Origin of the sequence: Aquabacterium humicola (genome assembly GCF_030167915.1) — a bacterium.
GTDB lineage: Bacteria > Pseudomonadota > Gammaproteobacteria > Burkholderiales > Burkholderiaceae_C > Pseudaquabacterium > Pseudaquabacterium humicola.
Window position 1 is genome coordinate 98193 of record NZ_JARGNB010000011.1, and the last position, 15570, is coordinate 113762.

General features: G+C 68.9%; 12 protein-coding genes. 5 read left to right on the plus strand and 7 right to left on the minus strand.

The genetic code is table 11. The annotated features are described in order from the left end of the window. Positions 1-7 precede the first annotated feature (7 nt). The 6 genes from P1K89_RS30635 to P1K89_RS30660 form a co-directional block, all read right to left on the minus strand. Positions 8-1147, minus strand: a complete 1140-nt coding sequence (locus P1K89_RS30635; protein ID WP_284620350.1) for an iron-containing alcohol dehydrogenase — start codon at positions 1145-1147, stop codon at positions 8-10. A gap of 29 nt (positions 1148-1176) precedes the next feature. Further along, on the minus strand, positions 1177-2538 hold the full coding sequence (locus tag P1K89_RS30640; RefSeq protein ID WP_284620351.1) for a glutamine synthetase family protein: 1362 nt from the start codon (positions 2536-2538) through the stop codon (positions 1177-1179). Between the two features lie 28 nt (positions 2539-2566). Continuing rightward, a complete protein-coding gene (locus tag P1K89_RS30645) occupies positions 2567-3676 on the minus strand; it encodes a 2-aminoethylphosphonate--pyruvate transaminase (protein ID WP_284620352.1) in 1110 nt (369 codons plus the stop codon). A 427-nt stretch (positions 3677-4103) separates the two neighbouring features. Further along, a complete protein-coding gene (locus P1K89_RS30650; protein WP_284620353.1) occupies positions 4104-5822 on the minus strand; it encodes a putative 2-aminoethylphosphonate ABC transporter permease subunit in 1719 nt (572 codons plus the stop codon). After that, positions 5819-6892 carry a putative 2-aminoethylphosphonate ABC transporter ATP-binding protein gene (locus P1K89_RS30655; RefSeq protein ID WP_284620354.1) on the minus strand — a complete coding sequence of 358 codons (1074 nt, stop codon included), beginning with the start codon at positions 6890-6892 and terminating at the stop codon, positions 5819-5821. Before P1K89_RS30655 ends, P1K89_RS30650 begins: the two co-directional genes overlap by 4 nt. Position 6893: 1 nt before the next feature. Continuing rightward, positions 6894-7931: a putative 2-aminoethylphosphonate ABC transporter substrate-binding protein gene (locus P1K89_RS30660; RefSeq protein ID WP_284620355.1), complete on the minus strand. Its 1038-nt coding sequence runs from the start codon at positions 7929-7931 to the stop codon at positions 6894-6896. A 241-nt stretch (positions 7932-8172) separates the two neighbouring features. On the opposite strand from P1K89_RS30660, the gene P1K89_RS30665 reads away from it, so the two are divergent. From P1K89_RS30665 to P1K89_RS30685, 5 genes are all read left to right on the plus strand, one after another. Then, entirely contained in the window at positions 8173-8919 is a 747-nt protein-coding gene (locus tag P1K89_RS30665; protein WP_284620356.1) for a phosphonate utilization associated transcriptional regulator, read from the plus strand. Continuing rightward, positions 8912-10126, plus strand: a complete 1215-nt coding sequence (phnA, locus tag P1K89_RS30670) for a phosphonoacetate hydrolase (RefSeq protein WP_284620357.1) — start codon at positions 8912-8914, stop codon at positions 10124-10126. The genes P1K89_RS30665 and phnA overlap by 8 nt, the downstream gene beginning before the upstream one ends. A gap of 99 nt (positions 10127-10225) precedes the next feature. Next, positions 10226-11656, plus strand: coding sequence for a phosphonoacetaldehyde dehydrogenase (gene phnY / locus P1K89_RS30675; protein WP_284620358.1), 1431 nt, complete (start codon positions 10226-10228; stop codon positions 11654-11656). A gap of 43 nt (positions 11657-11699) precedes the next feature. Continuing rightward, positions 11700-13457 (plus strand): Na/Pi cotransporter family protein, encoded by a 1758-nt coding sequence (locus P1K89_RS30680; RefSeq protein ID WP_284620359.1) that lies wholly within the window; start codon positions 11700-11702, stop codon positions 13455-13457. Further along, complete coding sequence (locus P1K89_RS30685) at positions 13454-14320, plus strand: EamA family transporter (protein ID WP_284620360.1); 867 nt, start codon at positions 13454-13456, stop codon at positions 14318-14320. Before P1K89_RS30680 ends, P1K89_RS30685 begins: the two co-directional genes overlap by 4 nt. A gap of 10 nt (positions 14321-14330) precedes the next feature. On the opposite strand, the gene P1K89_RS30690 is transcribed toward P1K89_RS30685, so the two are convergent. Next, a complete protein-coding gene (locus tag P1K89_RS30690; RefSeq protein ID WP_284620361.1) occupies positions 14331-15497 on the minus strand; it encodes an SRPBCC family protein in 1167 nt (388 codons plus the stop codon). Positions 15498-15570 lie beyond the last annotated feature (73 nt).

Genomic DNA, 15570 nt, shown 5'->3' on the forward strand with positions numbered 1-15570 from the left:
TTCGCGCCTACATCGCCGCGCGGAAGAAGCGCTCGTAGTCGGCTTCGGTGGCCGGCCGCGGGTTGGTCTGGCCGGTGAAGTCCTTCGCCGCCAGCGGCACCAGCTGCGGAATGTGCGCGAGCGTCACGCCGCGTGCGGCCAGGCCGCCATCGATGCCGATGTCGCGCTTCAGGGCCTTCAGCCAGCCGACGAAGGAAAGGCCGCCGGTCTTCAGGCCGACCACGTGCGCCATCTCGTCGAACTTGCCCGGCACCGCCTCGTGGTTCCAGGCCAGCACCGTGTCGATCATCAGCGCGTTCGCCAGGCCATGGTGCAGGTCGCAGACGGCGCCCAGCGCGTGGGCGCAGGCGTGCACCGAGCCCAGGTCCTTCTGGAAGGCGATGGCGCCCATCATCGAGCTCATCAGCATGTCGGCGCGGGCTTGCAGGTTCGCGGGCTCGCGCACCGCGGTGGCCAGCGACCGTGCGCCGATGCGCAGGCCTTCCAGCGCGATGCCGTCGCACAGCGGGTGGTAGGCCGGCGACAGGTAGCTCTCGATGTTGTGCGTCAGCGCGTCCATGCCGGTCGCCGCGGTGATCGCGGCGGGCAGCGCCAGCGTCAGCTCCGGGTCGGCGAACACCGCCTTCGCGAGGATCTTCGGGCTGAAGACGGTGCGCTTGTGGTGGGTGTCGTTCTCGGACACCACCGCCGAGCGGCCGACCTCGCTGCCGGTGCCGGCGGTCGTCGGCAGCGCGATGAAGTGCGGCAGCTCGTGCACGATGGGCCGCACCTGCGGGTGGTCCCAGACGTACTCGAGGATGTCGCCCTCGTGCGTGGCCGCCAGGCCCACGACCTTCGCGACGTCCAGCGCCGCGCCGCCGCCGAAGCCGATCACGCAGTCGGCCTCGTGCGCGCGGTACGCGTCGGCGCCGGCCATCACCTGCGCGCAGGTGGGGTTGCCGTGCACGCCGTCGTAGACGCCGGCGACCAGCCCGGCGATGTCCAGCAGCCCCTTGAACTCGGCCAGCAGCGGCAGCTGCGCGAGCGCGCGATCGGTGACGATCAGCGGCCGTTCGAGTCCGCGCGCGCGCAGGTGTTCGGCGACGAGCTTGCGCGCGCCGGGCCCGAAGTGGATCGGGGTTGGGAAGTTGAATTGACTGATGCTCATGATCGGTTCGTCGCGGCGCCTGATGCGCTTCAGATGATCTCGAAGTAGCGCTTCAACTCCCAGTCGGTCACCGCATCCTGCCACTGGCGGTGCTCCCATTCGCGCGTCGCGGCGAAGTGGTCGACGAAGGTGTCGCCGAACCAGTCGCGGGCGATCTGCGATTCCTTGAAGTTGTGCGTCGCGCGGATCAGCGAACGCGGCGCGCGCGGGATGTGCTCGGCCCCCTGGTTGGTGCCGGTGATCGGGGGCGTCGTCAGCTTCAGGCCCTGCTCGATGCCGTGCAGGCCGGCGGCGATCACCGCGGCCATCGCGAGGTAGGGGTTCACGTCGGCGCCGGGGCAGCGCGTTTCCAGCCGGGTCGACTTGGGCGAGCCCGCGATCACCCGAAAGCTTGCTGTGCGGTTGTCGATGCCCCAGGTCGGCTTGACCGGCGCCCAGAAGCCGTCGACCAGGCGCTTGTAGCTGTTGATCGTCGGCCAGAACATCGGCGCGAACTCCATCAGGCAGGCCACCTGGCCGGCAAGGTAGCTCTCGAACAGCGGGCTCATGCCCCGGGGATCGGTCGGCGAATGGAAGAGGTTGCTCTTGCCGTCCGACAGGCTCTGGTGGATGTGGCCCGAGCAGCCCGGGTACTGCGCGCTCCACTTGGCCATGAAGCTGGGCATGATGCCGAAGCGCTTGCCGATCTCCTTGGCGCCGGTCTTGAACAGGATGGCGCGGTCGGCCGCTTCGAGCGCGCCGCTGAAGGCGATCGCCACCTCATAGACGCCGGGGCCGGTCTCCGTGTGCAGGCCTTCGATCGGCACGCTGAACGCGGCCATCTCGTCCATCAGCGCGTTGAAGAAGCCGCGGTTGTCGGCCATGCGCAGCAACGAGTAGCCGAACATGCCGGGCGTCAGGTTCTCGGGGCCGACGCCCTTCTTCGCCGCCCAGCTCTGCGGCGTCTCGGCGAAGTTGAACCACTCGAACTCCATGCCGGCCATCGGCTTGACGCCGAGCTTGTCGGCGCGGCGCAGCACGCGCTTCAGGATCTGGCGTGGGCACACCGGGTAGGGCGAGCCGTCGTTGTTGACGAAGTCGGCGAGGAAGAAAGGCACCTTGTCGTCCCACGGCACCTGGCGCAAGGTGGACAGGTCGATGCGCGCCTGCGCGTCCGGGAAGCCGTGCTGCCAGCCGGTGACGTGCGTGTTGTCGTAGCACTGGTCGCCGGTGTCCCAGCCGAAGACGACGTCGCAGAAGCCGAAGCCGGTTTCGGCCGCGCCGAAGAACTTGTCGCGGTGCAGGTACTTGCCGCGCAGCACGCCGTCGATGTCGCTGACCGCGACCTTCACCTTGCCGGTGCCCGACTGGCGGATCGCGGTCAGGGCCGGGTGGTCTTTTTTCGTCACCATGCGCTTGCTGTCTCCTCGTGGAATGCGTTCAATCGTGCGCTCGAATGCCGAGCTCTTCGAGCGTCTCGGCGACGGCGTTCACGGCCTGCCGGATCTCGTTGCGACCGATCGCGCCGATGCAGCCGACGCGGAAGGTCTCGATCTCCGTGAGCTTGCCAGGATAGAGGATGAAGCCGCGCGCCTTCGCGGCCGCGTAGAAGCGCTTGAAATCGTAGGCCGGGTGCGATGGCGCATGGAAGGTGACGATGATCGGCGCCTGGATCGCGGGGTCGAGGAAGGGCACCAGGCCCAGGCGCTGCATGCCGTCGACCAGCGTGCGGTAGTTGTCGGTGTAGCGCGCCAGTCGTGCCGGTTGGCCGCCTTCGTCGACGAACTGCTGCACGGCCTCGGCCAGCGCGACGACCACGTGCGTCGGCGGCGTGAAGCGCCACTGGCCGGTCTTCTCCATGTACTGGTGCTGGTCGAAGAGGTCCATCGCCAGGCTCTGGCTGTTGCCCGCGCATCGCTCAAGCACGGTCTTGCGCAGGAAGACGAAGCCCATGCCCGGCACGCCCTCGAGGCACTTGCCGCTGGCGGCGATCAGCGCATCGAAGGTGATCTCGCGGGCATCGATCGGCAGCGCGCCGAAGCTCGACATCGCATCGACGATCAGGCCCTTGCCGCGCCGCGCGCAGACCGCGGCCACCTCGGCCAGCGGGTTCAGCACGCCGGTGCCGGTCTCGCAGTGGATCAGGATCACGTGGGTGACCGAGGCATCGGTCTCGAGCTTCGCCTCGAGCGCGGCCGGCGACACCGGCTCCTGCTCGCCGAAGGGCAGCACGCTCAGGCGGCGGCCCATCAGCTGCGTCAGTTTCGCGGCGCGCTTGCAGTAGGCGCCGTTGTCGAGCACCAGCACGTGGCCGTCGCGCGGCACGACGGTCGCGACCGCGGCTTCGACGCTGAAGGTGCCGCTGCCCTGCAAGGGCACGACGGTGTGCGTGTCGTGGCCGTGCACGATGTCCAGCAGCCGCTGGCGCAACTGCGCGGTGACGGCATTGAAGTCCGCATCCCACGAGCCCCAGTCCTTCAGCATCGCGAGCTTGGTGCGCAGGGTCGTCGTCAGCGGCCCGGGGGTCAGCAGGATGCGGTCGCGGTCCATGTCATTTGCTCCGTGATGCGAGGCACGCCGATGAGGTTCGTGGAAGTGCTTGCAGGCGCGGGGGGCCTCTTGCGGTCAATGCATGCGGACACCGAGCGGGCCAAGGCCACTGGGTGCCCGGCTCCGCTCATGTCCCCCGGGCCGTGCGCCGCCGATACGCCTCGCTCAATCACCGGCCGGCCCTCCTCCTTGACTTCGCTACGCCGGGCACCCAGCGCCCTTGGCCAAAGCGACACCGTGGCATGCGACGGTCTGCCAGGGCGGTGCGGATCAGGACGGCGGGGCGCTCTGTGGAGCGAAGTCAAGGAGGAGGGCCGGCCGGAATTCAGCCTGGACGTCATGGCGCAGCCCGGCCCGGGGGACATGAGCGGAACAGAGCGCCCCGCCGGCCTGATCATGTGCGGTGAAAGCACGCGCAGTCCCATGCTCATCCCTTCCACGCCTGTGTACGCCGATCGACCCACCAGCCGAGCGCCATGAACAGCAGCGTCGCGACGGTGTTCGCCGCGGCGATGAGGATCGCCATCGCCGCCGCGGCGCCGATCTCGCCCGCTTCGTCGAGGTTCAGGATCGCGATCGACGCCACCTTGGTCTCGGGCGAATAGAGGAACACGACGGCCGAGATCGTCGTCATCGCGTTGATGAAGAAATAACGCGCAATGTCCACGAGGGCCGGCGTGCAGATCGGCAGCGTCACGCGCCAGAAGGTCTTGAAGAAGGGCACCTTCAGCGAGGCCGACACCGACTCGAACTCCGGGTCCAGCGCCTTCAGCGCCGTCACCGCGGTGAGGTGGCCGGTGGTGTAGAAGTGAACGATGGTGCAGACGGTCAGGAGGGTGAGCGTGTGGTACAGCCCGCCCAGCGGATTGTTCGGCGCGTTGAAGAAGAAGATGTAGCCCAGGCCCAGCACGAGGCCGGGCACGGCCATCGGCAGCAGGGCCATCAGTCGCACCACGCTGCGCAGCGGCTTCGCGCCCTGCGTCTTCTCCAGCAGGTAGGCGCCGCCGAAGACCAGCAGCGTGCCGACCGTGGCGGTGCCCGTGGCCATCACCAGGCTGTTGACGAAGGCCTCGCCGACCTCGGCGTCGACCAACCCCATCGTGTAGTGGCGCCAGCTCGGCGTGAGGTTGTAGGGCCAGAAGCTGGCGAAGGAGGCGAAGACCGCCATGCCCAGCATCGCGAGGATCAGCGCGCACACCGCCCAGCAGTAGGCCGACATGACCGCGTCGAACAGCGGCGCGCGTTTCGGACGATAGGGCACGGCGCGTGCGCTGAGCATCGCGGTCTGCTTGCGCGACACCCAGTGGTCGACGCCGAAGGTCAGCACCGCCGGCGCCAGCAGCAGCAGCGCGACGACCGCGCCCTTCGGGAAGTCCTGCTGGCCGATCACCAGCTTGAAGACATCGGTGGCCAGCACGTTGAAATTGCCGCCGATGACCTTGGGGATGCCGAAGTCGGTGATGACCAGCGTGAAGGTCACCAGCGTGGCCGAGATCAGCCCGTACTTCGCACCCGGCAAGGTGATGGTGAGGAACTTGCGGCGCGCGGTAGTGCCCAGCGCATCGGCGGCTTCATAGAGCCGCGCATCGGCCGCCGCGAGCGCCGTGATCAGGATCATCAGCGCATGCGGGAATACCGCGAAGGTCTCGGCCAGCACGATGCCGGGCGCGCCGTAGATCTGCTCGATGCCGAAACGGGTCAGCCACGCCTTCAGCACGCCCTGGTTGCCGAACCAGTAGATCAGCGAGATCGCGGCCAGCAGCGATGGCGCCAGCAGCGGCACCAGCGTGATCGTGCGCACCAGCGCCTTGAAGCGCATGCGGCTGCGCGTCAGCGCGTAGGCGAAGCAGAACGCCGTCGGAATCACGACGAGGCAGACGACGCCGGACACCCACAGGCTGTTCCACAGCGACTCCAGCAGCGCCGGCGTCTGCGCGTAGGCGATGAAGTTCGCGAGGCCGACATAGCGGCCCTGCGTATCCTCGATCGCCTTCATCAGGATCGCGCCGAGCGGCGAGGCCAGGAAGGCCAGCAGCACCGCGGCCACCAGCACCATGCCCGCATGCGCGATGCGTTCGGTCCAGTGGATCTTCAGCCGCACCGGTGCGGAAGGACCCAGCGGCACCGAGGCGGCGACGGTGTTCATGCAAAGACGCGCATGCGCTCCGGCAGCAGCTTCAGCGGCAGCCGGCTGCCGACCTCCAGCTGCGCCTCGGCCAGGTAGTTCAGCGACAGGTACACGGTGAGCTTCTGCGCGCCCAGCGTGGGGCTGGTGACGCGCACCAGGCAGTACGGCCCCATGAACTCGATCTTGTCGATCTGCGCGTCGAAGACGTTGTCATCGCCTGCGGCGATCGGCCGCGCCAGCACGTCCTCCGGCCGCAGGTAGATGCGCAGCTCGCGGCCCTGCGGATGACCGTTCAAGGCGCCGGGCTCGCAGTGGAACAGCTGCTCGCCGACGCGCAGCGCGTTGCCCTCTCGCACCGCCGGCAGCGCATTGATGCGGCCGACGAAGTCGGCGACGAAGAGCGTGGCCGGGTCGCGGTAGACATCGAGCGCCGAGCCGACCTGCTCGATCGCGCCCTGGTTCATCACGACGATGCGGTCGGCGACCGCGAAGGCTTCCTCCTGGTCGTGCGTCACCATGATGGTGGTCACGCCGAGCTTGCGCTGCAGGCTGCGGATCTCCTGCCGCAGCTTCACCCGGACGATCGCGTCCAGCGCCGACAGCGGCTCGTCCAGCAGCAGCAGGCCGGGCGACGTGGCCAGCGCGCGCGCCAGCGCGATGCGCTGCTGCTGGCCGCCCGACAGCTGCGCCGGGTACTTGCCTTCGCTGCCCGGCAGGCCGACGAGCTGCAGCAGCTCGGCCACACGCGCTTTCGCCTCGGCCTTCGGCACCTTGCGGTTGACGAGGCCGTAGGCCACGTTGTCGGCGATCGTCAGGTTCGGGAACAGCGCGTAGGACTGGAAGACGATGCCGTAGTCGCGCTCGGCCGGCGGCAGTCGCGAGATGTCGCGGCCGGCCAGCGTGATGCGGCCCGCGGTCTGCTCCTCGAGCCCCGCGATGATGCGCAGCAGCGTCGTCTTGCCGCAGCCCGAGGGGCCGAGGAAGCAGACGAACTCCCCCTGCGCGATCTGCAGATCGATGCGGTCGAGCGCGACGAAGCCCGCGAACTCCTTGCGGATGCCCGACAGCTCGAGGAACGAAGCCGTCACGTCAACGTTTCTCGACTTTCGAGTTGTAGCGCTTGGTCCACTCGGCGAGCACGCGCTCGCGGTTGTCGGCCACGGTCGAGAAGTCCATCTTCACCAGGCGCGCCTCGTAGTCCTTCGGCACGTTGGCCAGCGGTGCGGCGACGCCCGGCTGCGCGGTGATCGCGAAGTTCTTGCCGTACAGCAGCATCGCGTCCTTGCTCGACGCCCAGTCGGCCAGCTTCTTGGCCGCGTCGAGCTTCTTCGTGCCCTTGTGGATCGCGAAGGCCTCGAGGTCCCAGCCCAGGCCTTCCTTCGGGAACACCAGGTCGATCGGTGCGCCCTTGGCCTTGTTGCTGTTGGCGCGGTACTCGAACGAGATGCCGACGACGTACTCGCCCGACGCGGCCATGTTGCAGGGCTTGGAGCCGGAGTGCGTGTACTGCGCGATGTTCTCGTGCAGGCCGTCCATGTACTTCCAGCCGCCGCCCTTGCCGTTGTCGTCGCCCCAGAGCGTGAGCCACGCGGTGACGTCGAAGAAGCCGGTGCCCGACGATGCGGGGCTGGGCATCACGATCTGGCCCTTGTAGGCGGGCTTCAGCAGGTCCTTCCAGGTCTCGGGCTTCGGGATGTTCTTCTTCTGCGCCTCGACCGTGTTGAAGCAGATCGTCGCGCCCCACACGTCCATGCCGAACCAGGCCGGCGGGTTCTTCTTGTCCCGGTACTGGCTCATGATCGCGTCGTGGTTCAGCGGCTTGTAGGGCTCGAGCATGCCGTTCTTGTCCAGCAGCGCGAGGCTCGACGCCGCGACGCCCATCACCGCATCGGCTTGCGGGTTGCCTTTCTCGGCCAGCAGCTTGGCGGTGACCACCCCGGTGGAATCGCGCACCCAGCGCAGCTCGATGTCCGGATGCACCTTGTTGAAGCCTTCCTGGTAAGCCTTCAGCTGGTCGGTCTCCAGTGCGGTGTAGACGAGCAGCTGGGTCTTCTGCGCCGCCGCGGGCAGGGCCAGCGCGAGCAGCGCGGCGGCGGAGAACCAGGAAACGGACGCCGGGATTCGCATGAACTTCTCCTGATGGCCGCTGTGGGCCGCCGTTGTGGCCGGGGGAAAACGCGAGAGCTTGGGCTGCCGGGGTGACCACCTGATGACGCGAAGGGCTTCGCGCCGGCGTCCGCCGACCGTGGCGCAATCTATCGCCCGGCTTCAAAGTGTGTCAACGGTATTTTGCTGATTGTTGACAATCTACGATGCGGGTCGTCCAATGGCGCGCCATGGACCGTCCCGCGCCCCCGTCGATCGAGCGATGAAGCGTGCCGCACACCCGACGATCGCGCTGCTGCAATCGAGCTCGCTCACCACGGTCGTGCAGCAGGAGATCGAGCGCCGCATCCTGCAGGGCGAGCTCGCCCCCGGCGCGAAATTGATCGAGGCCGAGCTCGCCGCCGGCCTGGGAGTTTCCCGGGGTCCCGTGCGCGAAGCCTTCCGCATGCTCGAAGAAGCGGGCCTGGTGCGCCAGGAGAAGAACCGCGGCGTCTTCGTGCGCAACATCCCGCTCGACGAAGCGATCGAGATCTACGACCTGCGCGCGATGATGGACGAAGCGGTCGGTCGGGCGCTGGCCACGGCGATCACGCCCGAGCAGCTGAAGCAGGTGCGCTCGATGGTCGACGGCATGGAGAAGGCGGTGAAGGCCGGCGACGCCGACACCTACCACCTGCTGAACCTCGACTTCCACGACAAGCTGGTGGAGTTCACCGGCAACCGCAAGCTCACCGCGATCTACCGCCGGCTGATCAACGAGCTGTCGCTGTTCCGGCGCATGAACCTCGCCGACGCGAAGCTGCTGCCGATCTCGGCCGGCGAGCACCGCGCGATCGTCAAGGCCATCGCCTCGGGCGACCCGGAGCAGGCCGGCCGCGCGATGCGCGACCACGTGATGGTCAGCAAGGACCGCACGGTGAAGAACAACACGCCGCAGGTGCCGCATGCGGCCCCCGGCGCCTGGCCGCCCTCGCGGGCGGCCAACAGGAAGGACCTGTCCAATGCCTGAAGTCAACGGCCGTTCGTATGCGTTGCCGAAGGCGCCGACGGTGATCGTCTGCGTCGACGGCTGCGAGCCCGACTACATCGCGCAGGCGGTGGCCGGCGGCCACGCGCCGTGGTTCCGGCGCACACTGGCCGAAGGCACCGCGCTGATCGCCGACTGCGTGGTGCCGAGCTTCACGAACCCGAACAACCTGTCCATCGTCACCGGCGTGCCGCCGTCGGTGCACGGCATCTGCGGCAACTACCTGTTCGACGTCGCCAGCGGCCGCGAGGTGATGATGAACGACCCCGAATGGCTGCGTGCGCCGACCATCCTCGCCGCGCTGGCCGATGCGGGACGATCGTGCGCGGTGGTCACCGCGAAGGACAAGCTGCGCCGCCTGCTCGGCCACGGCATGCGCGGCATCTGCTTTTCGTCGGAGAAGGCCGATGTCGCGACGGTCGCCGAGCACGGCATCGCCGGTGTGCTGGCGCTGGTCGACCGGCCGGTGCCCGATGTCTATAGCGCCGCGCTGTCGGAATTCGTCTTCGCCGCCGGCGTCGCGCTGATGCGCACGCGCCGGCCCGACGTGATGTACCTGTCGACCACCGACTACATCCAGCACAAGCATGCGCCCGGCACCGCGGAGGCCAACGCCTTCTACGCGATGATGGACAGCCACCTCGCGGCGCTGGAGGCGATGGGCTGCGTGATCGCGCTCACCGCCGACCACGGCATGAACGCCAAGACCTGGCTCGACGGGTCGCCCGACGTGATCTACCTGCAGGACCGGCTCGACACCTGGATCGGCGCCGGCCGCGCCCGCACCATCCTGCCGATCACCGACCCCTACGTCGTGCACCACGGCGCGCTGGGCTCCTTCGCGACGATCTACCTGCCGGCCGATACCCTCGCCGACGCGGCGTCGCGCATCCGCGCGCTGCGCGGCATCGAACGGGTGCTGACCCGCGACGAAGCCGCCGCGGCCTTCGAGCTGCCGCCCGACCGCATCGGCGACCTCGTGGTCGTCTCCGAGCGCTCGACGGTCATCGGCACCTCGGCCGCGAAGCACGACTTGAGCGCGCTGGAAGTGCCGCTGCGCTCGCACGGCGGCGTGTCCGAGCAGCGGGTGCCGCTGATCCTGAACCGCCGCATCGAGGGGCTGGACGAAACGCGCCGCTGGCGCAACTTCGACGCCTTTCACCTCGCCTTGAATCACGCCCAGACATGACCCACCCCCGTAGCGACTTCGTCGCCTCCCCCTCAAGGGGGCGGCCCCAGCGGACCGGCAGAGCCGGATCCGCGGCGCCCGCTTGAACGGAGCAACTTCGTGAAGCTAGAAGCACTTCGCATCGCCGGCGAGAAGATCGGCGCCGACCGCGGCGGCGAACGCTGCATCGAGGTGCGCAATCCCTTCACGCGCGCGCTGGTCGGCACCGTGCCGAAGGCGTCGCTCGACGAGGTGCGCGACGCCTTCGAGATCGCGCGCGGCTACCGCGCCCGGCTGTCGCGCTTCGAGCGCGCCAACATCCTGAACCGCGCCGCCGCCGCGGTGCGTGCGCGCACCGCCGAGATCGCCGCGCTGATCACCGCGGAGAGCGGGCTGTCGCTGAAGGACAGCCACTACGAGGCCGGCCGGGTCGCCGACGTGCTGATGTTCGGCGCCAGCGAGTGCCTGAAGGACGACGGCCAGACCTTTTCCTGCGACATCACGCCGCATGGCCGCGCACGCCGGGTGCATACGCAGCGCGAGCCGCTGCTCGGCGTGATCACCGCGATCACGCCGTTCAACCACCCGATGAACCAGGTGGCCCACAAGGTGGTGCCGTCGGTGGCGACGAACAACCGCATGGTGCTCAAGCCCAGCGAGAAGGTGCCGCTGTCGGCCCTGCTGTTCGCCGACATCCTGTACGAAGCCGGCCTGCCGCCGCCGATGCTGAGCGTGCTGACCGGCGATCCGCGCGAGATCGCCGACGAGTTGCTGACACACCCGGCCGTCGACCTCGTCACCTTCACCGGCGGCGTGGCGATCGGCAAGAGCATCGCCTCGAAGGTCGGCTACCGGCGCGTCGTGCTCGAGCTTGGCGGCAACGACCCGATCATCGTGATGGATGATGCCGACCTCGACGAGGCCTCGACGCTCGCGGTGCAGGGCTCGTACAAGAACTCGGGCCAGCGCTGCACGGCCGTCAAGCGCATGCTGGTGCACGAAGCGGTGGCCGCGCGCTTCACCGACCTCGTCGTCGACAAGACCCGGGCCTGGCGTTACGGCGACCCGAGCGACGAGAAGACGGACATGGGCACGGTGATCGACGAGGCCGCCGCCAAGCTCTTCGAAGCGCGCGTCGACGAAGCGATCGCGCAGGGCGCGCGGCTGCTCGCCGGCCACCGCCGCGACGGGGCCTTGTACGCGCCGACGGTGATCGACCAGGTCGATCCGGCGATGACCGTCGTGCGCGAGGAAACCTTCGGCCCGGTGTCGCCGATCATCCCGTTCGCATCGGTGGACGAGGCGATCCGCATCTCCAACGGCACCGCCTACGGGCTGTCGTCGTCGCTGTGCACCAACCGGCTCGACGTGATCCGGCGCTTCGTCGACGCGCTGCAGGTCGGCACCGTCAACGTGCGCGAGGTGCCTGGCTACCGGCTGGAGCTGACGCCCTTCGGCGGCATCAAGGATTCGGGCCTGGGCTACAAGGAAGGCGTGCAGGAAGCGATGAAGAGTTTCACCAACCTGAAGACGTATTCGCTGCCGTGGTAAACACCGGGAATGAAGAACCGGCCCGCCCGCGCGTCGCGCTGACATGAGCCACCTGCTGCACCTGCTCGCGGCGATCTCCCTGCTGGTCTGGGGGACGCAGATCGTGCGCACCGGCATCCTGCGCGTGTTCGGCGAGAACCTGCGCCACCTGCTGACGGTCAGCATGGGCAATCGCTTCAACGCGGTGGTGGCGGGCATCGGTGTCACCAGCCTCGTGCAGTCGAGCACGGCGACCTGTCTCATCGTCTCCTCGTTCCTCGGGCGCAACCTCGTGCCGCTGGCCGCGGCGCTGGCGGTGATGCTGGGCGCCGACATGGGCACCAGCCTCATGGCTGTTGCCTTCTCCTTCGATTTCTCGTGGCTGTCGCCCTTCCTGATCTTCGTCGGCGTGCTGATGTTCACGACGCGCGAGAAGACCACGGCCGGGCGGCTCGGCCGCGTCGCGATCGGCCTGGGCCTGATGCTGATGTCGCTGCAGCTGATCGGCGAGACGACGCGGCCGCTGACCGAGTCGCCCCCGGTGCGCGCGCTGCTGATCGCGCTGCCGAACGAGATCCTGCTCGACATCTTCGTCGGCGCGCTGCTGACGGTGCTGTCGTACTCCAGCCTCGCGATCGTGCTGCTGACGGCGACGCTCGCCTCGTCGGGCATCATCCCGCCCCCGGTCGCGCTCGGCCTCGTGCTGGGCGCCAACCTCGGCAGCGGCCTGCTCGCGGTGCTCACGACCGCGCGCGCACCGGTCGCCGAGCGCCGGCTGCCGCTGGGCAACCTGCTGTTCAAGGCGGTGGGCTGCCTGATCGCGATGCCGCTGATGCCCGAGGTGCTGAAGCACCTGCCGCAATGGATCCCGTCGCCGCACCAGCAGGTCGTGCTCTTCCACTTCGGCTTCAACGTGATGCTGGCGATCGTCTTCATCGGCCTGACGCCGCTGATCGCGCGCCAGCTCGAACGGCTGCTGACCGCGCCGCGCGTGACCGACAGCGGCCGGCCGCGCCACCTCGACCGGTCGGCCCTGCAGACACCGTCGCTGGCGATCAGCTGCGCCGCACGCGAGGCGCTGCACCAGGCCGACGTCGTCGAGACCATGCTGCGCGGCATCCTGCCGGTGCTGCGCGAGAACGACCTCGAGCTGGCCGAGCGCCTGCGCGAGATGGACGACACGGTCGACGAGCTCTACACCGAGATCAAGCTGTACCTGACGCAGATCTCGCGCGAGTCGCTGTCCGAGCGCGAGAGCCGGCGCTGGACCGACATCGTGTCCTTCACGATCAACATGGAGCAGATCGGCGACATCATCGAGCGCGTGCTGCAGGACATCGAGGACAAGAAGATCCGCAAGGACCGCCGCTTCTCCGATGCCGGCATGGCCGAGATCTGCCACCTGCACGAACGGCTGCTGGCCAACCTGCGCCTGGGCATGAGCGTGTTCCTCGACGGCCACGTGCGCGACGCGAGCCGGCTGCTGGAGGAGAAGGCGCGCTTCCGCGACCTCGAGCATGAATACGCCGCCTCGCACATCGCGCGCCTGCAGGACAACACCGCGCACAGCATCGAGACCAGCTCGCTGCACCTGGATCTGATCAGCGACCTGAAGCGCATCAACTCGCACATCTGCTCGATCGCCTACCCGATCCTCGAGTCGGCCGGTGCGCTGTCGCCGACGCGCATCCGCCACTCGGTGCTCGCCCCCTTCGACGGCGACGAGGCGACGCCCGAGGAGAGCGCCGAGGACACCATCGCCCGCCGCTCGATCGCCGCGGCGCGGCCGCGCATCGGCGCGGGGCGCACCGCCGGCCGATGACCTGGGGCCTCGTCGCGGCCGTGCTCCTCGGGGCATTGCTGCACGCGGGCTGGAACGCGCTGGTCAAGTCCAGCGGCGACAAGCCGCTCGATACCGCGCTGGTGCACTTCCTCGGCGCGGTCGTCGCGCTGCCGCTGCTGCTGATCGCCGGCCCGCCACCGGCGAGCGCCTGGCCGTTCATCGCCGCGTCGCTGGTGATCCACATCGGCTACTACATCGCGCTGGCCGGCGCCTACCAGCACGGCGAGCTCGGGCTGACGTATCCGATCATGCGCGGCTTCGCACCGCTGCTGGTGGCGCTGGGCAGCGGCTTCGTGCTGGGCGAAGCGCCGAGCCCGGTGGCCTGGGCCGGCATCATCGGCATCACCGCGGGGGTCGCGCTGGTCGGCCTCGCGCATCCGGGCGAGACGCTGCACCACCACAAGGCGCTGGCCTATGCCTTCGCCAACGCGGCGATCATCGCGGTCTACACCTTCGTCGACGGCAAGGGCGTGCGCCACACCGTCGAGCACGGCTTCGGCGCCGCGAGCTACGTGCTGATGCTGTTCGTGCTCGACGGCCTGCCGTATCCGGCGCTGGTGTGGTTCCGGCGCGATGCCGCCGGCCGCCGCGCGATGGTGGCCTACGCGCGCAGACGCTGGCCGCTGGCCGCGCTCGGCGGCAGCGCGTCGATCGGCTCGTACGCGATCGCGCTGTGGGCGATGACGCGCGCACCGGTGGCCTCGGTGGCCGCGCTGCGCGAGACCTCGGTGCTGTTCGCCGCGCTGCTCGGCACCTGGCTGCTGAAGGAGCGCTTCGGCGGCCAGCGGGCGATCGGCACGCTGGTGATCGTCGGTGGCGTGATGGCGCTGCGGCTGGGCTGACGCCGGTCGGTCAGCAGCGCTGCCCGCGCGACCGCGCCTCGAAGCGCTGCTTCAGTTGCGCCAGCGACAGCGCAGATTCGCGCTCGACCCGACGGCGGCCGACGAGGCGGTTGTAGAGCCCCATCCAGAAGCCCGGCAGCCGGTAGACGAGGCGGCGCTCGAAGCGTGTGCGGCCGCCGGGCAGCGCGTCGACGAGGTAGGTCACCTGCAGCCACAGGCGATGGCTGCCATGCGCTTCGGCCTGCCAGTGCGCGCCGGCCGCATGCGCGAGCACCTGCCAGACGAGGTGGCCGCTGCGGCCGCCGGCGTGGATGTCCTCCTCGAAGCGCGCACCGGCGTGCAGCGGGCCGGGGGCACCGTCGATGCGCAGCGACGACGGATGCCATTCGGGCCAGTGCGCCGGCGTGCCGGCGTAGGCCAGCACCTCGGCCGGCGTGCCGTGGATCTCGACCTCGTGAACCATGGTCGTCGCGCCGGCGGCGCGCGGGGATTCGTCGGGATACGGTTCCCAGTGCAGCGTGCCGAGCAGCCAGTCCATCAGCGGGAACACGATGTTCAGGTTGCGCTCGGCCATCAGGCTGCGGCGGTGGTGCAGCTGGTGCAGGCGGCGCATCTGGCGGATCCATGGCAGGCCGGCGAGCACGTGGCCGTCGGGCAGGTGTTCGCTGGCATGCAGCACTTCGTAGAGCAGGTAGCCGCCGATGATCGTGCCGGCGGCGAGGCCGGCGACGTTGGCATTCCAGCGCTGCAGCAGCCACCAGACCGGCAGCGCGAGCGCCAGCGTGAACACGACGATCAGCCACGGCGGGAACAGGATCACGCGGAAGTCGCGCCCGCCTTCCCAGTGCATGCGGCCCTCGGCGAAGAAGCTGTGGTGGTCGCCGGTGTGGCGCTTGTAGAACAGCGCGCCGACCGCCGTCTTCCGGTGCCCGAGGCGGCGATGGATCATGTACTCGCCCCAGTTGCAGAACAGCAGCGCGGCCGGCACGGCCAGCCACTCCAGCGGCTTCACGCCGGCGACGCCCGACCAGAAGAAGGCCACCGTCGCGAGGCCCCAGGCCAGCACGAAGCCGGCATGCAGCCACACGCTGTAATGACGCGAGATCGCGGCGCGGTAGCGCGCCCGGAAAGGCTCGACGTCGAAGCGCGGGGCCTCGGCGGCGGTGGTGATGGTCATGGGCCTGTCTCCTCGTGACTCCGGATGCCGCCAGAAGACTATCGATCGCAGAATCATCTTTCCAATGGATATT